The 25,705-nt window shown below is 53.5% G+C and carries 24 protein-coding genes; 6 read left to right on the top strand and 18 right to left on the bottom strand.

Annotated features, from left to right (window positions below; translation table 11 throughout):
* Positions 1-45 precede the first annotated feature (45 nt).
* Complete coding sequence (locus HALA3H3_RS08965; protein ID WP_022521218.1) at positions 46-2,100, bottom strand: sensor domain-containing protein; 2,055 nt, start codon at positions 2,098-2,100, stop codon at positions 46-48.
* 136 nt (positions 2,101-2,236) lie between these two features.
* On the opposite strand from HALA3H3_RS08965, the gene hemC reads away from it, so the two are divergent.
* From hemC to HALA3H3_RS08945, 4 genes are read left to right on the top strand one after another with little or no spacing between them, the layout of a single operon-like run.
* Positions 2,237-3,181: a hydroxymethylbilane synthase gene (gene hemC, locus HALA3H3_RS08960; protein WP_009286232.1), complete on the top strand. Its 945-nt coding sequence runs from the start codon at positions 2,237-2,239 to the stop codon at positions 3,179-3,181.
* Positions 3,178-3,957: a uroporphyrinogen-III synthase gene (locus HALA3H3_RS08955; RefSeq protein ID WP_022521217.1), complete on the top strand. Its 780-nt coding sequence runs from the start codon at positions 3,178-3,180 to the stop codon at positions 3,955-3,957. The genes hemC and HALA3H3_RS08955 overlap by 4 nt, the downstream gene beginning before the upstream one ends.
* Positions 3,958-3,970: 13 nt before the next feature.
* Positions 3,971-5,458: a uroporphyrinogen-III C-methyltransferase gene (locus HALA3H3_RS08950; protein ID WP_022521216.1), complete on the top strand. Its 1,488-nt coding sequence runs from the start codon at positions 3,971-3,973 to the stop codon at positions 5,456-5,458.
* Positions 5,455-6,732, top strand: a complete 1,278-nt coding sequence (locus HALA3H3_RS08945; RefSeq protein WP_022521215.1) for a heme biosynthesis HemY N-terminal domain-containing protein — start codon at positions 5,455-5,457, stop codon at positions 6,730-6,732. The genes HALA3H3_RS08950 and HALA3H3_RS08945 overlap by 4 nt, the downstream gene beginning before the upstream one ends.
* 60 nt (positions 6,733-6,792) lie before the next feature.
* On the opposite strand, the gene mscL is transcribed toward HALA3H3_RS08945, so the two are convergent.
* Positions 6,793-7,320 carry a large-conductance mechanosensitive channel protein MscL gene (gene mscL / locus HALA3H3_RS08940; protein ID WP_022521214.1) on the bottom strand — a complete coding sequence of 176 codons (528 nt, stop codon included), beginning with the start codon at positions 7,318-7,320 and terminating at the stop codon, positions 6,793-6,795.
* Positions 7,321-7,469: 149 nt separating this feature from the next.
* Positions 7,470-7,913 (bottom strand): universal stress protein, encoded by a 444-nt coding sequence (locus tag HALA3H3_RS08935; RefSeq protein ID WP_022521213.1) that lies wholly within the window; start codon positions 7,911-7,913, stop codon positions 7,470-7,472.
* Positions 7,914-8,122: 209 nt separating this feature from the next.
* Between HALA3H3_RS08935 and HALA3H3_RS08930 the strand changes: the two genes are divergently transcribed.
* Positions 8,123-9,025 carry a LysR family transcriptional regulator gene (locus HALA3H3_RS08930; RefSeq protein WP_022521212.1) on the top strand — a complete coding sequence of 301 codons (903 nt, stop codon included), beginning with the start codon at positions 8,123-8,125 and terminating at the stop codon, positions 9,023-9,025.
* 18 nt (positions 9,026-9,043) lie between these two features.
* Here HALA3H3_RS08930 and HALA3H3_RS08925 read toward each other — a convergent pair whose 3' ends face one another.
* From HALA3H3_RS08925 to salA, 12 genes are all read right to left on the bottom strand, one after another.
* Positions 9,044-9,847, bottom strand: coding sequence for a universal stress protein (locus HALA3H3_RS08925; protein WP_022521211.1), 804 nt, complete (start codon positions 9,845-9,847; stop codon positions 9,044-9,046).
* A 28-nt stretch (positions 9,848-9,875) separates the two neighbouring features.
* Positions 9,876-11,102, bottom strand: coding sequence for a benzoate/H(+) symporter BenE family transporter (locus tag HALA3H3_RS08920; protein WP_022521210.1), 1,227 nt, complete (start codon positions 11,100-11,102; stop codon positions 9,876-9,878).
* A 79-nt stretch (positions 11,103-11,181) separates the two neighbouring features.
* Entirely contained in the window at positions 11,182-11,913 is a 732-nt protein-coding gene (locus HALA3H3_RS08915) for an ABC transporter ATP-binding protein (protein ID WP_022521209.1), read from the bottom strand.
* Positions 11,910-12,677 (bottom strand): ABC transporter ATP-binding protein, encoded by a 768-nt coding sequence (locus HALA3H3_RS08910; RefSeq protein WP_022521208.1) that lies wholly within the window; start codon positions 12,675-12,677, stop codon positions 11,910-11,912. The genes HALA3H3_RS08915 and HALA3H3_RS08910 overlap by 4 nt, the downstream gene beginning before the upstream one ends.
* Positions 12,678-12,680: 3 nt before the next feature.
* Positions 12,681-13,739 carry a branched-chain amino acid ABC transporter permease gene (locus tag HALA3H3_RS08905; RefSeq protein WP_022521207.1) on the bottom strand — a complete coding sequence of 353 codons (1,059 nt, stop codon included), beginning with the start codon at positions 13,737-13,739 and terminating at the stop codon, positions 12,681-12,683.
* A 12-nt stretch (positions 13,740-13,751) separates the two neighbouring features.
* The gene (locus HALA3H3_RS08900) at positions 13,752-14,612 is read right to left on the bottom strand and encodes a branched-chain amino acid ABC transporter permease (RefSeq protein ID WP_022521206.1); all 861 of its coding nucleotides are present in this window, start codon (positions 14,610-14,612) and stop codon (positions 13,752-13,754) included.
* Between the two features lie 65 nt (positions 14,613-14,677).
* A complete protein-coding gene (locus tag HALA3H3_RS08895) occupies positions 14,678-15,850 on the bottom strand; it encodes an ABC transporter substrate-binding protein (RefSeq protein WP_022521205.1) in 1,173 nt (390 codons plus the stop codon).
* Positions 15,851-16,017: 167 nt separating this feature from the next.
* Positions 16,018-16,173: a hypothetical protein gene (locus HALA3H3_RS27315; RefSeq protein WP_238326073.1), complete on the bottom strand. Its 156-nt coding sequence runs from the start codon at positions 16,171-16,173 to the stop codon at positions 16,018-16,020.
* A gap of 63 nt (positions 16,174-16,236) precedes the next feature.
* Positions 16,237-16,527: a muconolactone Delta-isomerase gene (gene catC, locus HALA3H3_RS08890; protein WP_022521204.1), complete on the bottom strand. Its 291-nt coding sequence runs from the start codon at positions 16,525-16,527 to the stop codon at positions 16,237-16,239.
* An 89-nt stretch (positions 16,528-16,616) separates the two neighbouring features.
* The gene (locus HALA3H3_RS08885) at positions 16,617-17,735 is read right to left on the bottom strand and encodes a muconate/chloromuconate family cycloisomerase (protein ID WP_022521203.1); all 1,119 of its coding nucleotides are present in this window, start codon (positions 17,733-17,735) and stop codon (positions 16,617-16,619) included.
* A 509-nt stretch (positions 17,736-18,244) separates the two neighbouring features.
* Positions 18,245-19,417, bottom strand: a complete 1,173-nt coding sequence (locus HALA3H3_RS08880; protein WP_022521202.1) for an ABC transporter substrate-binding protein — start codon at positions 19,415-19,417, stop codon at positions 18,245-18,247.
* Positions 19,418-19,484: 67 nt separating this feature from the next.
* Entirely contained in the window at positions 19,485-20,798 is a 1,314-nt protein-coding gene (gene salA / locus HALA3H3_RS08875; protein ID WP_022521201.1) for a salicylate 1-monooxygenase, read from the bottom strand.
* A gap of 203 nt (positions 20,799-21,001) precedes the next feature.
* Here salA and HALA3H3_RS08870 point away from each other — a divergent pair, with 203 nt between their 5' ends.
* Positions 21,002-21,907, top strand: coding sequence for a LysR family transcriptional regulator (locus tag HALA3H3_RS08870; protein ID WP_022521200.1), 906 nt, complete (start codon positions 21,002-21,004; stop codon positions 21,905-21,907).
* A gap of 13 nt (positions 21,908-21,920) precedes the next feature.
* Here HALA3H3_RS08870 and HALA3H3_RS08865 read toward each other — a convergent pair whose 3' ends face one another.
* The 3 genes from HALA3H3_RS08865 to HALA3H3_RS08855 all read right to left on the bottom strand — a co-directional run bounded on the left by HALA3H3_RS08865 (position 21,921) and on the right by HALA3H3_RS08855 (position 24,805).
* Entirely contained in the window at positions 21,921-22,328 is a 408-nt protein-coding gene (locus tag HALA3H3_RS08865; protein ID WP_022521199.1) for a nuclear transport factor 2 family protein, read from the bottom strand.
* Between the two features lie 39 nt (positions 22,329-22,367).
* Positions 22,368-23,189 carry a beta-keto acid cleavage family enzyme gene (locus HALA3H3_RS08860; protein ID WP_022521198.1) on the bottom strand — a complete coding sequence of 274 codons (822 nt, stop codon included), beginning with the start codon at positions 23,187-23,189 and terminating at the stop codon, positions 22,368-22,370.
* A 113-nt stretch (positions 23,190-23,302) separates the two neighbouring features.
* On the bottom strand, positions 23,303-24,805 hold the full coding sequence (locus HALA3H3_RS08855) for an SLC13 family permease (protein WP_027958952.1): 1,503 nt from the start codon (positions 24,803-24,805) through the stop codon (positions 23,303-23,305).
* Between the last annotated feature and the right edge of the window lie 900 nt (positions 24,806-25,705).

Raw genomic sequence — 25,705 nt, 5'->3', positions numbered from 1 at the left:
AGAGTCACCACGGTCAGCGGCACGCCGTTTTTATTTCTGTGGCGGCTAAGAGCGTGACGTTACGACGGCAGGTGGTTTGTGGAGAAACGCGTGCAGGGCACTTAGGGACATGGGGCGGGCAAAGTAGTAGCCCTGATAGTAGTCACAGTGACGCTGCTGCAGGTAGCCAAACTGCTCTGCCGTTTCTACGCCTTCTATCAACACTTCGAGCCCCATTTTCCCCGCCATGGCGACCACGCCGTCGATAATAGCGGCATCGTGGCGGTCTGAAATCACATCGCGCACAAAGGATCGGTCAATCTTGATGCGATTAATCGGCAGCCGCTTTAAATAGCTTAGGCTAGAGAAGCCGGTGCCAAAATCGTCTAGTGCAATCAGGACTCCCAGCGCTCGCAAATTCTTTAACGCCTGGATCGCTTGTTCGGCGCTATCCATCAGCACCCCCTCGGTAAGCTCCAGCTCTAACAACGCTGGCGTTAGACCGCTGCTCGCCAGCACCTGCTCAATGGAGGTGAGGAAGCCAGGGCGTTGAAACTGCATAGGCGAAATATTGACCGCCATGGTGATCTCGCCTAACCCCAGGCCATTGAGCTGCTGGGCATCGCGACAGGCAGTAGCCAACACCCACTCGCTAATGGGAATGATCTGACTAGTATCCTCGGCAAGGCTAATAAAATCAGATGGTGGGATATTGCCGCGCTCAGGGTGCTGCCAGCGGATCAGCGCTTCAACCCCCACCACGCGACCGCTTGGCGCGTGAATCTGCGGCTGGTAATGAAGCTCGAACTGCTGCTCAATGGCTTGCTGTAGCGCGCTGCGTAAGCTAACCCGTTCGCTCACCTTGCGGTTCAAGTCTTCGGTATACCAGTAGTAGGTATTGCGCCCGCGCCGTTTGGCTTTATACATTGCCAAATCCGCCTGCTGAATAAGCTGGCGGGGGTTGTCCATGCTGCCGTCATTGATGGCAATCCCGATACTGGCGGTGATGCGCAGCTCGCTGTCGCGGTACCAGTAGGGCGGCGAAAGCCCCTGGAGAACCCGCTCGACCACCTGTATAACATCGTCCTGATGGGCTAGATCCGGCAACAACACCACAAACTCATCGCTGCCAAAACGCGCGACGGTGTCCCAGGGGCGCAGTTCATTCTCCAACCGCCTGGCCACTTCAACCAGAATAAAGTCGCCCACTTCATGGCCCAAGGTATCGTTGATCGGCTTAAAATCGTCCAGGTCAATAAACAGCACGGCTATATAGCGATGGTAGCGGCGCGCCATCACGCCCCCCTCTTCCAAGCGCTGACCAAGTAACAAGCGGTTGGGCAGCCCGGTCAAGGCGTCGTGATGGGCGTTATGGTCGAGTTGAGCCTGATATTCGCGCTGTTCAGAGATATCATTCTGTACGCCTACAAAGTGGGTCACTTGGCCGTTCTCATCGCGTACAGGTGAAATGTGCAAGTCGTTCCAAAAAACCGTGCCGTCATGCCGATAGTTACGGATGACCACGTGTACTTCACGCTGCTCGGCAATCCCTACCTGTAGCTGCTTGACGGTGGCGGGGTCGGTCTCTTCCCCCTGTAGGAAACGGCAGTTACGCCCCAGTGCCTGGTTGCGCGAATAGCCGGTAATGCGCTCAAAGGCAGCGTTGACGTAAACCAGAGGCAGATCGCTGCTCTGAGCATCGACAATAAGAACACCATTGGTGCTTGATTCAACGCTACGCTCCAATAATTTTAGCTGTTGTTCGCTGGCTTTACGCCGCGTAATCACCCGGGCGATTACGTAAATCACGTCCTCCCCCAACGACGGCGAAATTTCTAACCAGTGCTGCTTGCCGATTGCGGAAACAGCGCGCACCTCAAAAGGAATGACCTTTTCGCCTTGATGCACTCGCTGTAACGCCCGTTCGATCACCGGGTGGTCAAGGGGGTTAATGACGACACCACAGGAACGCCCGATCAACTGTTCAGAGGTATATCCCAGCAGCGTCTCGAAGGCTGGATTGACTTGCAGCAGCGTGCCTTTAAAGTCGATACAGCAGAACAGATCCCGTGAAAGCAGGAAAAACTGGTCAAGCTGGCCGCGGGGTAACACTGAGGACATACAATTTCCTAGGGGGACGGATAAAGCACGTTACGGGAGCATAATCAGTTCCGTTATTTTTACTGTGGCGCTCGGTGCTTTATGATGACACTTATCATAGCTTGACTCGCCGTGTCTGCGGTATAGGGAGAATAACGTGCTATCAATCACCAAACTGCGCATTGCCACGCGTAAAAGCCAACTGGCCATGTGGCAGGCTGAGTACGTTCGTGACCGCTTAATGGCGGCTCACAGCGGCCTTGAGGTCGAGCTTGTAGCTCTGTCTACCAAGGGCGACAAAATTCTCGATACACCGCTTTCAAAAATTGGCGGTAAAGGGCTGTTCGTTAAAGAGCTGGAAGACGCCATGCTCGATGGCCGTGCCGATATTGCCGTCCACTCGATGAAAGATGTACCCATGCTCTTCCCCGAAGGGCTGGGCCTATCGGTCATCCTAGAGGGGGCCGACCCTACCGATGCGTTTGTATCCAACCACTACTCTAGCATTGATGAGCTTCCCGAAGGGGCACGAATTGGCACCGCCAGCTTACGCCGTGGCCTGCAGATGCGTGAAGCCCGCCCCGACCTGCAAATTCTCAACTTGCGCGGCAACGTACAAACGCGGCTAGGTAAATTAGACGCGGGAGAATTTGACGCCATCATCCTGGCGACCTCGGGCCTTAAGCGGTTGGGCTTGGATGAGCGGATTGCCCAAGCACTGCCGCCGGAGGTGTGCCTGCCCGCCTGCGGCCAAGGAGCCCTAGGCATTGAGTGCCGCCTGCATGACCCCGAGCTGATTGCCTTGCTAGCCCCGCTGGATGACGCGGACACCGCGACGCGTGTGCGCGCCGAACGGGCCATGAACACGCGCTTAGAGGGCGGCTGCCAAGTGCCTATTGCGGGCCACGCGGTGCTGGATATTGAAAATGAAACCCTTTGGCTACGCGGCTTAGTGGGCAACCCAGAGGGCACCGAAGTGCTTCGCGCCGAAGGCCGTGGCTCGATGCATGAGCCCGAAGCGCTGGGCATTCGTATTGCCGAAGAGCTGCTCGACCAAGGCGCTGGCGATATTCTGGCTGAGGTTTACGGCCGCGCCATATGAGCCAACCGGTACTGATCTGCCGCCCTGGCGAGCGAGGTGAAGCACTGGCTGCTGCTCTGCGCGAGCGAGGCGAGAGCGTTGAATCACTCAACGTGATGCAACTCGAAGCCTTACCAGAAACCCCTGAAATGCGGCGTATCTGGCTGGATATTGATCAGTACCATAAGATAATAGTCATCAGCCCCTTTGCGGCCACTTGCTTAAGTGAAGCGCTGGATCGCTTCTGGCCACAGCTGCCCATTGGCATTGACTACTACAGCGTTGGCAGCGCCACCGCGGCAACGCTTTATGATCAGTTGGGCGTACGTGTGCATGTGCCTGCGCCCAGTGCAGGTGAAGATACCAGCGAAGCACTGCTTGCGCTTGCCTCGCTTCAACAGTTAGGGCACCAGCGTATTCTACTGGTGGCGGGAGAAGGTGGCCGCCCGCTGCTCGCTGAAACGCTTGCTGAGCGGGGCGCGCAGGTGACTCGCGTAGCGGTGTATCGACGCACGTTTCACCCCCTTGAACCCGCTCTGCAAACGCGCCTTTGTTCAGGTAATTACCGGGCGTTGATCGTCACCAGCAGCGAACTGCTGGAACATCTGGCAAAATGGTGCAATCAGGCGGCCTTGAACCAACCGCTAATCGTTTCCAGTCGCCGTTTGGCTACACTGGCTGGCATACTGGGTTTTTGTGACCTCAAGGTGGCGTCCGGAGCTACGCCAGCTGCGTTGATAGCGGCGTTGGAGACCTGCGACCCACAGGGTGCCGATGTCGATCAAGGAACTTACTAAGGGCTAGCGACACATGAGCAAACAAGTAAACGATCAGGACGATGTACAACCGACGTCCTCCGATGCCTCTCAAGGCGTCCCTAAAACGACCGACAAAGCAGCTTCCACGACCGACGCGACTGAGCCCAGCAAGCCGAACACGCCGCCGAGCTCAACAACACCTGCTCAGAGTGGCGCTAAAAATAGCCGGTCGCGGCGGCGTGGAAAGGGCTCGCCCACTGCGGGTTCAACCGCTGCTACCAGCACGGCTAAATCGGCAGATACCACATCCAGCAACGCAGCCTCACCTTCCCAGAGTGCCGCTCAACCCAGCCCATCTTCCTCAAGCGGGTCGGCTTCTAGTTCGCCATCGTCAAGCGCCGCCTCGTCAAAGCCGACCAGCGGCAAGTCATCGGCGGGCACTACGCCACCCACCGGCCACAAAGGCAGCGGTAACGGCCAAAGCGATGGGGGCAAAAGCGGAGGCAGTAAAAGCGGCGGCCTCGCAATTGCCCTGGTGATTATCCTGGCAATTGCCTTGGCATTTGTCGCCTGGCAGGGCTGGCAGCGCCTGGAGAGCCAGCAGCAGCGCCTCGACGAAGTCGCACAGCAGGCTGAGGGGAGCGCCTCACAGCAAACGGTTAGCGACCTCGAGTCACGCCTTGATAGCGGCGAAGCCGAGCGCGATGAAGCGCTGCAAAGCACACTGGGTGACCTGCGTGATGAATTTGACAGCTACCGCAGCGACGTCGATGAGACCCTGGGCCAAGTGCTGGATCAGCTCTCTCAAGAGCAGGACACCGACGAGCGCGAGTGGCTGCATGCCGAAGCAGCCTACTTGCTGCGTCTGGCCAATCAGCGTTTACAGCTGGAAGGCGACGTTGATGGCGCAGCTGCGCTGCTGCGTACCGCCGATGCGCGCCTAGTAGATGCTGACAACCCGGCGTTGACGCCCGTACGCGCAGCGATCGCCAATGAGCTAGCCGCTCTGGATGCCGTGCCCCAGGTTGACCGTACAGGCCTCTACTTAGCGCTCAATGCCCAGCAGGAACGTATCTCCTCTCTGCGACTCTCTCAAGAAATTGAGGAGCAAGCGGTAACCTCCAGCATCGAGCAGCCGCCGACCGGCACTTTCCAGCGCCAGCTGGCACGCTTCGGTGAAGAGCTCAAAGACCTGGTGGTGGTTCGCCATCACGATGAAGCGCTGGAAGCGCTGATTACCCCAGAGCAAGAGTCTTACCTACGCCAAAGTCTACGCTTAGTGCTGGAGCAGACGCAGTTGGCCCTGCTCAACGAAGAGAAAGAGCTTTATGACGCCAGCATCGACAAAGCGCTACAGCTGCTGAACGACTACTACGACACCACTCGTGAAGAGACCCAAAGCGTTATTACGCGCCTTCAAGAGCTCAAGGAAGCAGAGGTAAAACCCGAGCTGCCCGATATCAGCGCTTCACAGCAGGAGCTCGCACGCTTTATCGACAACCGCTATAAGACGCGTGGCCAAAGCGGAGGTGATTCATGAGAAAGCTTGTTCTCCTCATTGTCGCAGGCCTCGCCGTCGGGGCCCTGTTTGGGCACCTGATGATGTCGGTGCCCGGCTATTGGCTAATCCGCGTGGGCGACTCATCCATCCAGACATCGTTTTGGTTTGGTCTGGTGCTGCTGTTTGCCGCCTTTATCGTCCTACACTTTGTACTGCGTTTGCTCAGCGGCATTATTCGCCCTATGGGGCGTTTTCGTAGCTGGAACAGCCGCGCACGTAACCGTCGCGCCATGCAGCGCACCGTGCGTGGCCTGGTAGCACTGACCGAAGGGCGCTGGAAAAAAGCCGAAAAAACCCTGGTTAATGCCGCCGATGATTCCAGCACACCGCTGGTCAACTACCTATCCGCAGCGCTGGCGGCCCATTACCAGGGCCACCACGTGAAATCCCAGGAGCACCTGAATCAGGCGCAGCTAACCACCGACGGAGCCGATACGGCCGTTGGCTTGATGCAGGCGCAAATGATGATTGAGCGTCAGCAGCCGGAAGAAGCGCTGGCGATTCTTAATCGCCTGGATAAGAAGCTCTCCAACCACCCGCAGGTGCTCAAGCTACTCAAACAGGTGCATTTAAGCGTCAACGATTGGGAAGGCTTACGGCGTTTGATTCCACGCTTGGCGGCGCAGAAGCTCATTACCCAGCAAGAGCGTGAGCAGTTGGAGTTTAAAGCCTACCGCGAGCTGATCGTGTTTGAAGCGCAAAACCCCACCAACATTGAGCGGGTGCGTGGCCTTTGGGCTGATATGCCCGACTACCTGCGCGGCAACACCGAGCTGATCGTGCTGTACAGCGAAGCGCTGATTCAAGCCAACGAAGAGCCCATTGCCGAGCGCTTGCTCAACCACTCGCTGGATCACCACTGGGACGCACGCTTGGTAAAACGCTACGGCCTGCTGAATGTGAACGCCGGTCGCCAACTAGTTAAAGCCGAGAAGTGGCTGCAGGAGCGCCCCAACGACCCCGAGCTGCTGCTCGCCTGCGGTCGCCTCTCGCTGCGCACCGGCCAGTGGCAAAAGGCGTTGGAGTACTTTGAAGCCAGCCAGCGGCAGCGCCCCAATGGCGAAGTTTGCGCTGAACTTGCACGTCTCTATGCAAGCCTTGGCGAGCATAATAAGAGCCAGCTCTACTATCGCCACAGCGTCGAAATGCTGGCCAAATCGCTGCCATCGCTGCCGCAACCCAGCGATGCTAACGACAGCAAAAAGCCCGGCAGTAAGCAAAAAGACAGCAAAACCATTAAGAAAAGCGCCTAGGGTTGCTGCTGGTATAACGTGAAAGGGCGCCTCTTCAGCAGTGGCGCCCTTTTTAGTGGCTCAAGGTTTTGCGGGTGGCATTTGCGGTGGCGCAGAGGTAACTTCAACCGGCGTTTCAGCCTCCGCTGGCTGATCCAACATTGCTGTACAGTGGCCACAGCGCGTGGCTTTGATCGGCACCACCATCAAACAGTAAGGGCACGGCTGCTCCGTAGGGTTCGCAGGCGCTACCGCCTCTTCGCGCTTTAATCGGTTAATGGTGCGTACCAATAAGAAGACCACGAAGGCGACAATCATAAAGCTGACCACCGCATTGATAAAAAGCCCGAGGTTTAGCGTTACCGCCCCTGCCGCCTGGGCATCCGCCAGCGTCGCATAAGGGCCGCCCACCGCCCCTTGGCGTAACACTACAAACAGATTGGAAAAATCCACACCGCCCACCAACAAGCCAATCAGCGGGTTCATCACATCCGCCACCAGGCTCTGCACAATCAGCGTAAACGCCCCACCGATAATGATCCCCACCGCCATATCGACGACGTTGCCTTTTACCGCAAACTCTCGGAATTCCTGGAAGAATTTTGCCATGTTCAAACGTCCTAACGTCTCATTTTAGCCAATACCCTAGGTTATAGCGTCTTGCTAAAAGCATGGGCTAGGGTGTGTTAGACGGCAAGTAAATTTATTCAGGTTGAAAACCATATCGGGAGAGGTGGGGCAGATATCGACGTTGCTTTTTATTGACTCACCGTAATCACAGGACACTTGGCTGAATGGCCCACTTTGTGCGATACGCTGCCAATCACCACCCCCGCCAAGTCGCTTAACCCTCGGCTTCCCATCACAATGGTATCGATATTATTGGCGTTGGCAGCCTCTATAATGATGCGGGCTGGGTCACCTTGCGTCAGCAACTCTTCAATGTGCTTAGCGCCCTCTGCCTGCGCGGAACTCACCGCCTGGGCCAGTAGCTGTTCACCCACCTTCTCGCGTTCAGCAAGCGTAGTGCCTGCATCAATAGCACCAATGCCCCACACCAGTGTGGTCGTATAGGCAAGCGTTTCAGGTACATGTAATAAGTAGAGTGTTGAGCCTTCTCTATCCAGCAGCTTACAAGCCACCTTCAAAGCTTGTTTAGCGCTCTCAGAGCCGTCGACAGGAACTAAAATCCGCGCATACATGACTGGTTTATCCCTCTTTTATTCTGCCGCTCATTACTAAAGTCGTAGTCGATATTTCGCTTTTAAACGTTTAAATGCTGGTAGCGTTGTAGCGCTTGGTTAAGCTGGTTTAAACGTTGTCTGAATTCGTGAAGAGCATCGCCAGCTTGGTAGCAACCGAATGGCAAAGCCAATATTGTTTAAGTAGCCGCTCATACCTTGGAGGTATCATGGAACTACGCCACCTGAGATACTTCTGCGTTGTCGCTGAAGAGCTTAACTTTACCTGTGCGGCTGAACGATTGCATATGTCTCAACCACCTCTTTCCCGCCAAATCAAACAATTAGAACAAGAGGTGGGAGCTGAGCTGTTTGAACGAAGCTCTAGAGGCTTGCGTCTAACACCTTCAGGTGTGTTTTTTCAGCAGCACGCTCTGCAGATATTAGAGAAAGTAGAAGTCACCATCGACGCCACTCGACACATGGCGCGTAGCAAGCGTGCGCTGTTCGGCATTGGCTTCGTACCGTCCGTTTTTTACGGGCAGCTCCCAATGCTCGTGCGTGATTTGCGCCGCATGGATAATGTCGAGCTCTCCCTGGCAGAGCTTACGACGGTACAACAAATTCAGGCGCTCAAAGCGGGTCGCATCGACATGGGCTTCGGGCGTTTACGTATTGATGACCCCGACGTAGAGCAGGAGATTCTCTTCGATGAACCATTGATTGCCGCCCTTTCGAGCGGTCATCCACTAGAGGGCACTACCCCTTCCTGCGAGGAGCTTGCCCGCTATCCACTCATTCTCTTTCCCGCTAAGCCACGCCCTAGCCTAGCAGATATGGTGCTGGGTATTTTCCGCCGCCAAGGCTTGAAGGTAGAGGTAGTACAGGAAGCAAACGAGGTTCAGACGGCGCTCAGCCTTGTCGCCTCAGGTATTGGCATTACGCTGGTTCCTGAACAGGTTAAGCGCGTTCGACGGGATGGCATTTGCTATGTGCCATTGGCCGATAAGTCAATTACATCACCCGTTATCTGCAGCCGTCGGCGGGGCGAAAAACCCTACCCGCTAATGCAGGAAGCCAATGCTATTTTAGAAGTACTCGTTGAAAATCGCCGCTCTGGGCGCTACCCATAGTTGCAGCAAGCCAGTGACTCAAGGTCGCAGAACAACCACAGGGCAAGAAGCTTCATGCAGCACCTCATGGCTGACACTGCCTGCCACCACCTGCGAAAGGCCACTGCGGCCATGGGTTGTCATTGCGAGCATTATATTATGGCTATCAGCCAGGTAACTGACGATAGAGTCCGCGGGGTCGCCATGAAGCACCTCCCAGTCAACTTCTAATGCTTGCTCACTCTCGACACGGCGCGCCAGCGCGTTTAGATAGGCTGACTCCATCACATCAGTATGGCCTAACGCTGTTGATTTTCTGGCGACGGAGGTATCCATCACTTGCAGCAGTTGCAAACGAGCCCCCAAACGCTTCGATAAAGCTGCTACATGAGGCAAAATTTGCTCGGATAGCTTAGACCCATCGACACAAACGGCTAACACATCGACCTGCTGGTGAGCACGACTGTCATAACGTGGGCCACACAAATAAACTGGGCGGTGGGCTCGGCGAACAACTCCCGCCGTTACGCTACCTATTAGCATTTCTGACACGGGCCGCCGACCGTGCGCCATCATGCATAGACCGCTACTTTCTTGGCTGGCAAGATCACCGAGATACTCCTTGGCACTGTCATGTGCAACCACATCGAGTGTTACCGCCTCCAGATGATGAGCCGCAATTCGCGCCTGTAACGTAGAGCGCCGCGCTGCTATATCGCCCTGCATCGGCACCACTGAGATAACGTTTACATCCGCTCCCAATTGCGCCGCAAATATCTGGCCAAATGCCAAAGCACGTAAGGAGTCTTCACTATCATCCATCGCCACAAAGATCTTTTGCATGATTACACTCCGGCTACCACTACAGTAGCTACTGTTGTTTTTGAGTTTTCTGGTCAAGCGAGCGAAAGCGTCGATGCAGTAGGTTGTAGGCAAGTGCCCCAACGATTACCCCCCAAAAGGCAGAACCCAGTCCTAAAAAACTGACTCCCGACGCTGTAGCAATGAACGTAATGACGGAGGCTTCCAGGTGGTTCTTTTCGGCAGCAAACGCACTAATGTTGCTGGAAATAGCACCAATCAACGCTAGGCCCGCAAGTACCGCCACAAACTCCCCCGGCAACGAGGTGAATAGAGACACAATAGTGCCCGCAAAGATGCCACCAATCAGGTAGAAAGCCCCGTTCGCTACCCCCGCTACATAGCGCTTGCCAGGATCTTCGTGAGCTTCCTTACTGGTACAGATTGCCGCGGTAATCGCTGCGATCACCGTGGTAATACCCCCAAAAAAGGCAGTAAAAAAAGAAGTTAAACTCGCCACGGTTACAATTGGCTTGGCCGCCGTGTTATATCCGGAACTTCGCATGATCGCCATGCCCGGCAGAAACTGACCGGTGAGACTGACGAGTACCAGCGGGATGGCAAGGCTCAAGGTAGCATTCCAGGTCCACTCTGGGCGGATAAACTGTGGTTCGGCAAGCTGGACTGAAACGCCTTCTAAACTTGCACCTTCTAAAAAGACAGCCAACATGACGCCAACCACTAATAGCAGCACCAGACTGTAGCGGGGAGTGAACCGCTTAAAGACGAGATAAGCGATAATCATACCAATCGCCAGTGCTGGCACGCTCTCCAATGAGACGAAGACGCCCACACCAAACTGGAAGAGAATGCCCGCCATCATCGCGCTAGCAATGCCTGGTGGAATCATCTGAATAATTCGGTCAAAGGAGCCCGTAACACCGATCACAAAAATGATCACAGCTGCAGTCAAATAGGCCCCCACCGCTTCATTGAGTGACAGCCCTGGGAACAGGGTCACTAATAGTGCCGTGCCAGGCGCTGACCAAGCGGTCACTACCGGCACCTTCAGCCATAGACTTAACAAAATACCCGAGACTGCTGCACCGATAGAAATGGCCCAGACCCACGATGTCATCATCGCATTCGATATTTCAGCACTTTGGGCCGCCTGGAAAAAGATGGCGAGAGGACCGGAATAAGAGACCAGCACTGCCACAAATCCAGCTGCGATCGCCGGAATCGACATCAATAGGTCTTTTTGAGATAGCTTTTGCAATTGCTTGTGAAATTGCATGCAACACACTTCCCCGTGTCAGTATATTTAACGAGTAGCCAACGTCTCTTCTGGCAAGCATCTGCTTGCCGGAGCTGTATCACGCAACGCCGAGGTGGGTTTCAAGAATTGAAGGATTATCTTTTAGGCCCTGAGAATCACCGCTATAGACCACTTCCCCCTTGACCAGTAGCAGGTGTTTTTCTGCTATCTTCAGAAGGTTATCGATATTTTTATCGACGATAATGGTAGAAATGCCGGTCGCTTTGATCTCACCTATAATCTTCCAAATCTCATCGCGAATCAGCGGTGCAAGACCTTCGGTCGCTTCATCAAGGATCATCAGATCGGGGTTGGTCGTCAGCGCGCGTCCAATAGAAAGCATCTGCTGTTCGCCGCCTGAGAGAAAGGAGCCATCATGATTGATACGTTGGCCCAACCGCGGGAACGTATCCAGAACGCGCTCTAGCGTCCACGGAGACTCCCCCCGCTCATTAGGACGTGCAGCCATAATCAAATGCTCACGCACACTGACGCCTGGAAAAATACCGCGCCCCTCCGGCACGTAGCCGATCCCTTGGCGAATCAGTTGCCAGGGGCGCCGCTTGGTAGCCGAGACACCCTTAATAAACACCTCGCCGCGCCGCGGTGGGACAAACCCCAGTATCGACTTCAACGTAGTTGTCTTGCCCATACCGTTGCGGCCCAGCAGACTCAGCGTCTCACCAGGCATCAGGGTCAAATCCACCCCATGCAAAATATGGCTCTCACCGTAGTAAGTGTGTAGCCCCCGGGCATCTATTAATGGCGTATTGGTTTGCTCTGCGCTCATGCGGTTGCCCCCTCTTCATGACGCCCCAGGTAGACATCGCGTACCTTTTCGCTGGTGCGTATCTGCTCTGTCGGGCCACTCTCCAACACACAGCCATCGACCATGACGGTAATGCGATCAGCCAAGCGGAAGACCGAGTCCATATCGTGCTCAATCAACACCAGCGTGTAGCGATCCGTTAGGCTGGCGAGCAGTTCGGTGACTTGAGCAGTCTCTTCACGCCCCATTCCCGCCATTGGCTCATCAAGTAGCATCAGCGTCGGCGCCGTCGCCAATACCATCGCGATCTGCAACTGGCGCTGTTCGCCATAGCTCATATCTGATGCGGTTGTATTAGCGCGGTGGTTCAATTGGCAGGTATCCAGCACCTCCTGAGCGCGTTCGCTTACCTGCCGCGCGGTTTGGCGCGAACGCCAACTGCCAAACACGCCGCCCATATGAATACGCGCCGCCAGTTCACAGTTCTGCAGGCAACTCAGGCGTGGGAATATATTGGTTTTCTGGTGGCTGCGGCCAATGCCCATGCGGGCGATCTGGCGCGCGCTTTTACCCTGGATCGGCTGACCGCGATAGAGCACCTGGCCTTCAGAAGGGGGGATCTCGCCAGAGAGCAGATTGATTAGCGTACTTTTACCCGCGCCATTAGGACCCAAAATAGCGTGGATTTCATTAGATTTAACGTCAAAATCAACGTCGTTGACTGCCACTAAACCACCAAATCGGCGAGTCAACCCATGCGTGGCTAAAATGACTTCATCGCGCATAGCTTAGCCCTCCTTATTGTGGGTAATGGGTTGAACGGAGGGAGACACTTTGGGATTTTCGACGGTTTTAGTCGTCGTTTGAGGCTTGCTTTTCCAGGGCGGCGCTACAATCAAGCCCGCAATCCCGCGAGGAAGCACCAGTACGGCAACGATAATGGTCAGCCCCATGAGTATCGGCCAGTGCGTCGTGGCATGCTCGTAAACATAGAGCAAAATTTCGTAGGCGAAAGCGCCTAAAATGGGGCCAAAGATGGTGCCCATGCCGCCTAAAATCAGCATCATCAGCACTTCGCCAGAGGTGTGCCAGCCCAGCTGAGCCGGATTAGCGAAGCCGTACTGCATCGCCGCTAACATGCCAGCAATCGCTGCCATAACCCCAGCGATAACAAAGGCAACCAGTTTATAGCCGCTGGTGGCATAGCCTAAGGCCTGCATTCGGTGCTCGTTGTCATGAATACCGTCGAGCACTTGACCAAAGTAGGAGCGAGTGAGCCAGCGTAGAAAGAAGTAGCCGAGAAGCAGCATCCCTAAACAGAAGTAAAAGAAGCTGTAAGGGTTATCAAGATCTACCAGCGTACGCTCCCCTAATGCCAAACTCGGTCGGAACATAATAAAAACACCATCGGTTCCTCCCGCAAACTGGGATGTACTAATGAAGTAGTAAAGCATCTGGCCAAATGCCAGCGTTGTCATGATGAAGAAGATGCCTTTAGTGCGGATCACTAGCACACCGACGATTAACGCGACACAGGCTGAGACGCCCATAACAAGTGGCAGCATCCACCACATTGACGCTGGACTAAAATCAGGGCTGGCTAACGCTAGAGTGTAGGCCCCCAAACCGAAGAAGAGCGCATGCCCCAGACTGACTAAGCCCACAATGCCTACCAGCAGATCCAGACTCATGGCAAACAGGGCCAGAATCAGCATCAGGGTCAGTTTCTCCAACATGAAGTTGGCCTGATTACCGAATACCGCTTCTCCCCAGAGAGGAAAAGCAGCCACCAACGCCGTTAATACCAGCATGATGAACGCAACGCGCTTGGGATATCTATGTAACATTTCTTACTCTCCTCACGCGAAAAGACCGCGCGGTTTCACCAGCAATACCGCCGCCATAATCAGGTAGATCACCATGCTGGCAAGGCTAGGGATGAGTACCGCCCCAAAAGTGGTGGCCATGCCAATAATGATGGCGCCCCAAAAGGCTCCTTTAATGGAACCAATACCGCCGATGACGACGACGACAAAGCAAGTGATGAGAATGCTATCGCCCATGCCTGGCGCGATAGAGGTGAGCGGTGCGGCGATCATTCCCGCAAAGGCAGTGAGCGCAACACCCACGCTGAAAATCAGCGTAAACAGGGTACGGACATTGATTCCCAGCCCTTCAACCATGTCGCGATTAACCGCGCCGGCGCGGATGATGATGCCCAGCCGCGTATGCCGCATCACCCAATAGATCACCCCAGCCAATGCCAGGCAGACGCCCATCACAAAGAGGCGGTACACCGAGTACTGCAAGTTATCAGTCAACTGAATACTGGCATCGAACGGTGCAGGCACCGCAACACGATGCACATCGCCCCCCCAAATAATCCGCTGTGCTTCGTTGAGCACTAAAATCAGACCGAAGGTTAGCAATACTTGATATAGGTGATCGCGCTTGTAGAGCGTATCCAGAAACAGCCGCTCAATAATAAGTCCCAATGCAATAGCGATAGGAATAGCCACCAGAATAGCCAGCCAAAAATTACCCAAGCGCAGGGTAAGGTCGTAAACCAAATAGGCACCAATCATATACATAGCGCCGTGGGCCAGATTGATGATGCCCATGATGCCGAAAATCAACGTCAAACCGCTGGCAATCAAAAAAAGCAGCAAGCCGTACTGCAGACCGTTAAGGAGCTGTACGCTGAAAAATGCGAGATCCATAAGATCCCTCCGAGAATCTGAGTGAGGGGCGAGCCATGCCCGCCCCAGAATGCATACCGATGTGGTTACATCTGACAGGCATCATCGGGTACTTCTAGATTCTCATAAGCCATACGTAAGACTTCGTGCTTACCGTCGCGAATCTCGCGTAGATAAACATTTTGAATGGGGTGGTGGGAGTCTGAGAAGCTCAAGGGCCCCCGTGGACTCGCCAAATGGACGTTGGCCAATACCTCAATCAAGCGCTCCTGATTTGAGGTATCGCCACCCAGTACTGAAAGCGCCTGAACCAGCATCATGCCTGTGTCATACCCCTGTACCGCGTAGGTATCCGGCAGTTCACCGTAGGCATTTTCGTAGGCTGAAACGAAGGCCTGGTTGGCATCATTTTCGAGGGTTTCGGCGTAGTGCAGCGTGGTCATAACGCCTTCTCCGGCATCGCCCAGGGCCTCTAAATTACCCTCAGTAAGGAAGCCAGAACCATAAAGAGGGATCGACTCTTTGAGCCCTGCTGCAGCGTAATCGGTAACGAAGCTAACACCGCCGCCGCCAGCAAAGAAGGTGTAGACAGCATCCGGCTCAAGACTGGCAATTTGCGTCAAATAACTCTGAAACTCAGTACTGGGAAACGGAACTAAAATCTGCTCGATAATCTCACCGCCCTCAGCGGTAAACGCCTCCTCGAAACCGGCCAGATCCTCTTTGCCGCCCGCGTAGTCCCAGGTAATAGTGACAATCTTACGATGACCTTGCTCATAGGCCACTTTGCCCATGGGGTAGCTGTCTTGCCACATACTGAAGGAAGTGCGGAAGACGTTAGGCATGCACAGCTCATTAGTAGCGGCACCCAGCCCCGCGTTGGGAATGATCGTAATCGCACCCGTCTGCTTAGCCACGCGCAGCATGCCCATGGCAACGCCGGAGTGTACGGGCCCAATGACGAAGTCAACACCGTCTCCATTAACTAGACGACTCATGTTCTGAGGTGCTTTGGAGGGGTCAGCCTCTGAATCAAGCTCAACGTACTCCACATCACGACCGCCTAGCTGACCGCCCTCTTGTTCAATGGCAAGCTTTAGGCCGTTAGTAATGGCTTCTCCAAGTGCCGTATAGGTACCTGAGTAAGGGAGCATCAAACCGAGCTTCACCGGATCTTCATTGGCGATGGCACTGCCTGCTGACAGCATGGCAGTAGCGCTTAGAAGCGTGGCAAGAGAGGTCTTTTTAAATGTTTTCATTATATTTTCACCAGGGTTGAGTTGTTGTTGGTGGTTCTTGGGTGGTTATTAGCAAGATGTGTACCGCAGTAAGTGACGTCCCTGTCTTATCTCTTTCGATTACACGTGGTATACGTCGATAACTTGATGGATATAGTCGTTATTCAGCTGCACGACTTTTCTTGTGATCAGTGGGGTCTCGCCCGACACATCCAGGGTGTAGAAGCACGTGCCGAAGAAGCTGTCGGTCTTCTTGTACGGTCATTGCCGCCTGCCTGATCAAAGCCAGCAACGGTTTTGACAAACTCTTGCACTTCGGGGGTGTCGAATATCTTTACGGTCATGATGAAAACCTCTATTTTTATAGGCTTTTGTTTTATAAAAAGAACTGGCGTGTCTATCGATAATTAGCTGTCGTCGTCGCGCACTGAAGAGGGGTGACGGCACAGCGGTTTGACGCTGATCTCCATATAGGGGAATAGCGGCAGGTTACTGACGAGTTCCTGCAGCTCAGCGTTGTCTTCCACGTCAAAAATACTGACGTTTGAGTAGCTACCCGCTACCCGCCACAAATGGCGCCATTTACCCTGACGCTGTAGGTCTTGGGAATACGCCTTTTCCGTTGCCTTGATCTTGGCTGCCTGCTCGGCTGGCATGTCAGGCGGCAACTTAACGGTCATCTCTACGTGAAATAGCATATGGCTCTCCTCTTTCTTTACTGGCGAACGCAAACGATGGCTTTTCTTTGCCGTGGCGTTTACTTACGAGACGTTCACTTACGTGACTGTTACTTACGTGAGTAGTGCGCCAACTTATCTTCATCTAGGGTGATGCCGAGGCCAGCCCCTTTCGGTAACTCCACTCCAAACTCGGTGTAGTTGAGAGGGGTAACGACGATGTCGTCTTGCAACAGCAGCGGGCCGAACATTTCCGTGCCCCAGGCCATTGCTGGCAGCGTTGCCCAGGCGTGTAGAGAGGCAGCCGTACCGATAGTGCCTTCCAGCAGGGTGCCGCCATATAAGCCAATGCCAGCCGCTTGGGCGACGTGAGCCAGCTCAAGTACCCCGTAAATACCGCCGGATTTGGCGATCTTTAGCGCAAAGGCACCACTGAAGCCGCCGCATACTAGATCAAGCCCGTCGCGGGCATCTTGCACCGCCTCATCGGCGAGCATCGGCACATTGAAGCGGTTAGCCAAGCGAACTAGGCCGGCATGTTCACGCGCGCCAATGGGCTGCTCAATTAACTCAATGCCAGCATCCTGTAGCACCTGAATACCGCGAACGGCGGTGGATTCATCCCACGCCTGATTAACATCAACTCGCACGCTGGCTCGATCGCCCAGCGCTTCCTTGATCGCCGCCACATGGCGCACGTCCTGATCCACCGGGTTAGCACCAATTTTTAACTTGAAGTCGCAGTGCCGACGCTGTTCTAAACGCAGCATGGCCTCATCAATATCTTTGGCGGTATCACCGCTGGCTAGCGTCCACAGCACGGGCAAGTGATCCTGACGTACGCCGCCCAGCAGCTCGGCGACGCTCAATCCCAAGCGTTTGCCCTGAGCATCCAACAGCGCCGTTTCTAATGCAGATTTGGCAATCATATTGCCGCGAGCATGGCGGTTAAGCCGAGCACGCAACTGGTGGACATTGTTGGAGGGCTGGCCGACCAGCAGGGGAGCTAGATAAGTATCAATATTGCGTTTAATGCTCTCCGGGCTTTCTGGGCCGTAGGCCAGGCCGCCAATGGTGGTGCCTTCGCCCAGCCCTTCGATACCGTCAGAGTGGCGCATGCGCACAATCACCATAGTTTGGCAGGCCATGGTGGTCATGGAGAGTTTGTGAGGACGGATGGTCGGTAGGTCGACCAGCAACGTCTCAATATGTTGGATGACGGTTGACATGCAGGCTCCAGCGTCTGGCAATCGTTGACTTGATGTCAGTTTGATTGCGTGAGGAAGAGGGAACCAATATTGTTTAGGTGCTTAGCCATACCGAGGAGGTATCAACATAGGGAGATGACTGCCTGTTTTTTAACGGGCAACTATTTTTATTTAACCAACTCGTCCTCTGCTCCGCTTCTTTAGCCCTACTCATCTTCTTTAATTTTCTTTATTAATCAATAGATTGATAAATATGGTGGCGTTTTAACGGCGGTTTTCCCATAAATGAGACACGTAATGATGGGTAAGGCATAGCAACACGGTGAGTAGATAATATCTGCGACTAACTATTAACGTGATGGCACACTTTCCATACGCCAAAGCCAGCTGAGTGGTGTTTCTTTTACGACAAAAGAATAAGACACATCATTGAGACATGAGGCGTAAAGCACAGGAAGGCAGCACGACGCTAATCACACGATTTAGTCGTACTGCCAACAATAATAAGCGCTAACTCTCTAAAAACTCACTTACATCTGGCAATCAGCATCGGGTGACTCGAGTAGCTCATGCGCTACCGATAATACTTCGTGCCGACCATCGCGGATCTCACGTAGGTAGATATTTTGTATCGGGTGGTGGGACTTGGAGAAGCGTAATGGTCCACGTGGGCTCTGCAGCTCAACGGCAGCGAGTGCGTCAATGAGTGCATCGCGGTCAGTGGAATCACCTTCGACTGCATCAAGCGCTTGTATGAGCATGGCACCCGTGTCATAACCATGCACGGCATAAGCATCAGGCATCTCACCGTAAGCCTCTTGATAAGCAGCTACGAAGCTCTGATTTTCTTCACTCTCCAGCGTTTCAGCGTAGTGTAGCGTCGTTAACACCCCCTCGCCCGCGCCCCCTAATGCTGCCAAATTACCTTCGGTCATAAAGCCAGAGCCCAACAGGGGAATATTTTCCTTAAGTCCGGCTGCAGCGTAGTCACGTACAAAGCTGACACCCCCTCCACCCGCGAAGAACGTATAAACCGCGTCGGGATTGAGGCTGGCTATTTGCGTCAAATAACTTTGAAACTCAGTACTGGGAAAAGGAACCAGAATTTGCTCAATAATCTCACCACCGGCTTCCGTAAACGCTTCCTCAAAAGCAGCAATATCCTCTTTACCACCGGCATAATCCCAGGTAATCGTTACCATCTCACGGTGGCCGCGATCATAGGCTACTTTCCCCATGGGGTAACTGTCCTGCCACATGTTATGTGAAGTACGAAAGACATTGGGCATGCAAAGTTCGTTCGTTGCTGCCCCCAAACCAGCATTGGGAATAATGGTAATAGCGCCGGTTTGCTTGGCCACGCGGAGCATCCCCATGGCCACACCTGAGTGGACAGGGCCAATAACAACGTCGACCTCGTCACTGTTCACTAATCGGCTCATATTCTGGGGGGCCTTGGAGGGATTGGCCTCGGAGTCAAGCTGGACATACTCGACTTCACGCCCTCCAAGCTGTCCACTATTTTGCTCAATAGCGAGTTTCAAACCATTGGTAATAGCCTCGCCCAGTGCCGTGTAGGTACCCGTATAGGGCAACATTAACCCCAGCTTTACAGGCTCGCCATCTTCAGCCATCGCAAGTTGCCCTGCCAGCAAAAAGCCTGCTCCAAGTAACGACGTCAGTGTTGTATTATTTGTTTTCATCGTTGCACTCTTTGTTGTAGTTCGTCTTTATAAAAGAAGTTATTGCTTTAAATGGGCAGCTTTTGGTTTACCCCCAGTTCTCGCTTGCTTCAAACTTCAAGCTATTTTTAGCGGCAATCACATCCTCGTGTGGGTCATGATTCCACAGCCACTCGAAGCGGCTCTCCAGATTGTTAATTAGCTCGGCTTCATCGTCGCCGATGCCCTCTCCTGCATATTCGTAGACATCGCCCGCCTCATGGGAGGTACGCTGCACTTTGCAGCTACGGCTATGGCGTACTTGTTCGAAGGCAGACAACACAGTGCTTACGTTGTGGCTACGGCAACTGGCATCCGCCAGCAGAGTCGCCAGCACATAGGCATCCTCCAGCGCCTGACCGGCTCCCGCCCCCTGGTGAGGCACTAACGCATGGGCAGCGTCGCCCACGATCAGTACGCGGTCGCGCTGGTAGCGGGCAAGCTCAGGTAACTCATGCAGCGCCCAGCGCGTTGGCTCAGGAATGCATTCAAGAATGGCTTGGCAAGCCGGGCTCCAACCTGCAAATACGTCTAGCATTTCCGCCTGGCTGACGGCTTGAACCCACTCTTCGCCTTCGGGCAGTTTAGGGTTCGGTTTCGAACGATCCGTAATGAAGGCCACGACGTTAACGAGTTGAGACTGCTTAACCGGGAAGGTCAGAATATGGCGATCTTTGCCAAGATACATCTGAGGCACCAATGCTAGGCGCTTCTCGCTGCCTTTAGCCTCTAGAGCAATCTCTAGGTCCCTGGTGGGAATCATGCCGCGATAAGCGTAAGTGCCACTCCAGAACGGCGTAATTTCGCCGTACTGCTCCGGGGGTAACACATGGGGGCGCACCGCCGACTTAATGCCGTCAAAGCCGATGATCACATCACCCGTAAAGTGAGTGCCATCGTCGAAGCTGGCGGTGGCGCTGTCGGCGTCTTGCTTAACGCCTATACAGCGTTTGCCGAAGTGGGCGATGCCCTCAGGCAGATTGGCGACAATCGCATCAAGAAAATCGGCACGATGCACCGAGGATTGGCCAACGCCTGGCGCCAGGCTGGCAGTTAAGTAGGTATCATCACTGCCTCGGCGCCACTCGAACCAAACATCCTCAAAGGGAGCGGGCGAGGAGTCGGCAATACGTTGATAAGCGTTTTCCAACCCCAATAGCTGAATGGCTTTTACCGCATTGGGGCCAAAGGAGACACCCGCACCAATCTCGGAGAACTGAGGAGCCGCTTCGAAAAGCTGAACATCAAGCTGGCTATCACGGGATAATGCAACGGCGAAGGCGACTCCTCCGATACCACCACCGATGATGCCAATCAAAAGACGTTTTGGCTGTGTATTTGCTACTGTGCTGTTAGCTACCATGATTTAACTCTGCTCAGGGGCTTATCGTTATATGTTGAGCGCTATGCTCTCCCCCTAACGCTATTCGGAAGCGTCAAATGCCACCACACAACTTCCTTCATTCAGACTATAAACGGCGCTAATGACAAGATGAATCAACCAGTTAAAAACCTCTCTGACGGCTACATTCGACTATTGTGGAATACATTGCGAGGCGCAAGGTGATGGAGAAACTTGCCAACATTGACCTGAATTTGCTGGTTGTTTTTGACTTGTTGTACCAAGAACAAAATACACAACGGGTGGCGCTGCGCTTGGGTATCACCCAGCCGGCGGTGAGCCATGCACTGAAACGTTTACGCCACTTGCTGGAGGACGAACTTTTCGAGCGCACGTCGCAAGGTCTGCAACCTACGCCCCGTGCCAGTCGACTTCACCCCGGCATTGCGGATGCGCTGGCACGAATGAACGACACGCTGAACCTATGCGACGATTTTAACCCCGCTAAGAGTGAGCGCACTTTCCATATCAACATGACCGATATCGGTGAAATAGTGTTTCTCCCGCGTCTGCTGCAACATCTCTCACACCACGCACCGGGGGTTTCACTCAACACCGTGCGCAGCCACCATAATGACCTAAAAAACGAGATGGAGGAGGGGGAGATAGATTTGGCCGTTGGCCTGATCCCGCAACTAGGAGCAGGCTTCTACCAGCAGCGACTGTTTGTACAACGCTACGTTTGCTTAATGCGCGAGCATCACCCGCTCGCTGCGGAGGAGTTTAGCCTTGAGGCGTTTCGCACAGCGCATCACGCTGTGGTGGTTGCCCGGGGAACCGGGCATGGCATTATCGAAGAGCAGCTTGCGCACGCTGGGGTTGTGCGCCCAGTTCGGTTAACACTGCCGCATTTCGCAGCGGTTCCCTATATCGTCAGCAGCAGCGATCTAGTGGTGACGGTTACCGATAAATTAGCCGAGGCAACGCGAACACGTTTCGGGTTAGCCATTCGTGAGCATCCCCTAACGTTCCCAGAAATCCCGATTAATCTTTTCTGGCACCGTCGCTTTCATCAAGACCCAGGCAACCGCTGGCTGCGTGGGCTGATGTTTTCTCTGTTCTCTGAATAGAGGTCATTAACGCCTAGGAGTTCGGCTTCGCCCACGCGGCGCGGGTGCTATGGGCTGCCGTTTTATTGGTAATTTTCCAGATGCCGTCGACCTTCACCAGGGCAATCACATCGACCCAGGAATCCGCCAGATTGTCGCTATTATCAAAGCCTAGCAGTACGCTGGCGACTTCTCCCGCCTGGGTGACGGCAATAAAGCGGCTCTTCACTTTACGGTGGCTAGCCGCCCAGCGCTCGAAACGGTCGCTGATCAAGTCAGTCGCCAACTTGCCACCAGCATCCACAGCAAAAATCCACGCATCCTTATGAAACGCCTCCTCCAGCTTTTCTCGACCGCCTTGAAAGCCATCCACATATAGCTGCACAACCCGTTTGATCTCATCGATCTCGGGTGCATCGCCCACAACAGTGATATTCGTCATCTTTTTACTCCTGCTTATTAATTGCTATTTTTGTACTGTTTATAACCCAAGCATCTCACGGGCCTGCTGCCACGTAGCCACGGGGCGCTGATATTTTTCGCATAAGGCGACGGTACGCGCGACCAGCGCGGCATTAGAGGGTGCCAGCGTTTTGCTATTCAGGCGAACGTTATCTTCAAGACCGGTACGGGTATGACCGCCAGCCGCAATCGACCACTCGTTAAGCAGGTATTGATTGGCGCCAATACCCGCACCGCACCACTGAGCCTCTGGCGCCAAGCGCTTGAGCGTCTCGATATAGAAATCAAACGTTGGCTTATCCGCTGGCATTGAATTCTTAACGCCCATCACAAACTGCACATAGAGCGGTGTCTTTAGCTTGCCTTGTTTGGAAAGCGCCACCGCTTGATGGATATGCGACAGATCAAACGCTTCAATTTCGGGCTTAATACCGTACTTGAGCATTTCCTCTGCAAGCCACTCCACCAACTGCGGCGGATTCTCGTAAACACGATTAGGGAAATTGTTGGACCCCACCGACAGGCTGGCCATATCAGGTTTCAATGGCAACATCCCGCCACGTGCCTCCCCTGCGCCGGAACGCCCGCCAGTTGAGAATTGAATGATCATACCAGGGCAATGCTTCTTGAGCCCTTCCATCAAACGACCAAACTTCTCGGGATCGGAGGAAGGTGTTTGATCATCGTTGCGCACGTGGCAGTGAGCAATGACAGCTCCTGCTTCGAACGCCGCCTGGGTGCTTTCAATCTGCTCATCCACCGTAATCGGCACGGCTGGATTGTTCTCTTTACGCGGCAGACTGCCGGTAATAGCGACGCAAATAATGCAGGGTTGAGACATAAACACCTCTCTCTGTTCTTATTGCGAACATAAATTTGCATTGCGAACAAAATAGACTGGATACTGATTAGCGTCAAATCGAAATCACTGCCAATGATGTTGTTCGTCATATTTTAGAAAGAGACATCGAAAACCAGAGGAACAATGGTGTAGAGCGCGACCATGATCACTAACAAACCGATGACATTGAGCCAAATACCTGCCCGAATCATGCTTTTGATGGGAAGATCCCCTGTTGCGAAAGCCACCGCGTTGGAAGGTGTTGCGACTGGCAACATGAAGGCGCAGCTCACGGCAAAGGTAACCACGATGGTCATCAGGAAGGGCTCAATGCCCAGCCCAACGGCGATAGATCCCATGATGGGGAAGAAGGCAGCTGCCGTCGCCGTATTGCTGGTTAGCTCGGTCAATAGGATAATCACGATAGCGGTGATGGCTAGAATCAAAATTAGGGGCAGTCCCGACAATCCCGATACGCTCTCGCCAACCCAGGCGCTTAAACCGGTGGCGGTGAACTGGGCTGAAAGTGTTAGGCCACCACCAAATAGAATCAGTACTCCCCAAGGCACGTCCCGCGTAGCCGACCACGCCAGCAATGCCCCTTTTCCTCTAGAAGCAGGAATTACAAACATTAGAATTGCCGCGAGAATCGCCACGCTGGTGTCGTTGATGTTGGAGAGCCAAGGCAGCGCATTCTGCACAAATGGAAATTGCGCGATTAATGGCAAAAATACCCAGCAGAACACTGCCCCAGCAAAGACCATCAATACACGTGATTCTTCAGGCGATAGTCGGCCCATACCCTTGAGTTCTGTCTCTATCATCGCTCGGCCTCCCTGAATATTCTCAACTTCCGAGCGGAACACCAGTTTGTTCAGGACTAGCCAAGCCAGCATCAGCATAGTGAATGAGAAAGGCACACCTACCAGCATCCAGTGACCAAAACCGATGCTAAGCCCGTGAGTGTCTTCCATGTAGGCGCGCATTAGCGCCATCGGTGGCTGACCGATCAGCGTCGCCATGGAGCCGATGGTGATGGCATAGGCGATGCCCAGTAGCACAGCAGCAGAAAACTTGGGCGTGTCATCACCGTTACCCAGCGACTTCACTAACGCAATGATCGAGACACCGATTGGCACCATAATCACTGCGGTTGCTGTATTGCTCACCCACATGGTGATGAACCAGCTTGCGAACATCAGACCGAAGACAATTTGAGCGGGTTTAGTACCCACGGTGAGCACCGTCAGTAACGCGAAGCGACGATGTAAATTCCAGCGCTGCGTTGCCAAGCCCAGCAGTACGCCACCCAATACTAGAAAGACAATGCTGTGAGCATAGGGCGAGGCGGTCGCTCCGACCGAGGCAATATCGAAAAAAGGGAACAGTACAAGCGGCAACAGCGACGTGACAGGAATGGGAATCGCCTCTGTCATCCACCAGGTGGCCATCAGCATAGCAATGCCTGCTACAAGACGAGCGTTGAAGGCTAGCGTTTCGGGTAAAAGGAAGAAAACACCCAAGCCAATGACAATGCCCATGACGAGCGAGATTGGTTTGAAAGCAGAAGCTTCAGCGTAGGGCGTTTGTTCAACGGCCACGGTGGTTTGCGACATGATCATTTTACCCGCAGAGCAATAACAGTGCAGGTGAGTGTTACTGCTCGGGTTCACTGATTCCAATACTTATCGGGTTGTTACCTATACCCAACCGATCAATGAGTCAAGACTGCAAAAATGCCTATGTAACGATAAAAAACAGAAATTTAGCCGTTATTTAGTTGTCACACTCATTGGTGAGGCACATTTTCAAAACGCAGGCTTACGGGGAATCCAACTTTTTTCACATTGGGTAATGTGCGACCAATAAATGACACTGTAGATGTCGTTATCTTTCGATGGCCGGTCGCCGGGAACTTGGAAGTACATTAACGAGTATGGGGTGGTAAGAAACACGAATCGAAAACTGACAATAGCACCGTGTTTGTCAACGGAAACCAGACGAAGTAACTAGTCACACAGCATCCGCAAACCTTGGGCACACCAGATCGGAGATAAGACGCGGAGTATTCTAGAGACGTTGTGAGTGCAATAGCATGATTTAAACCGTACACCCCCAGAGTTGGACTAATGGTAATACCGCATGACCGTTGATGACAGAACAATCCAAAGTGGCTAGATTCCCAACACATCTAACCTCTCCGCCCTCGCGCGAAAACAGCTGCAAATAAAAGCTACTATATAACAGCACAGGATTTAATCGAAAAAACCTATGAGCCCCCTTGGATCAGAAGAATGAACCGTCCTTGAATTTGTATTACAGTGAAAAATAAATCTTTAGCATAAAGGACTAAAGTATTATTTTATAAGTTCATTACACGATAATTTTTCATTCAAAGCACAGAGATCGTGATTTTATTCGTCTAAAAGGAAGCTTTTCATGTAAGAGTATTCTAAATACTAAGGAAGCTCTGAAAAAGTCACTGCCATCAGTGATAATACGGCTATCGTCAACTG

Source organism: Halomonas sp. A3H3, from assembly GCF_000982975.1.
In the GTDB taxonomy this organism is placed as follows: Bacteria; Pseudomonadota; Gammaproteobacteria; order Pseudomonadales; family Halomonadaceae; genus Vreelandella; species Vreelandella titanicae.
The sequence above is the reverse complement of the archived record's forward strand: the minus strand, read 5'-3'. Positions and strand labels throughout refer to the sequence as shown.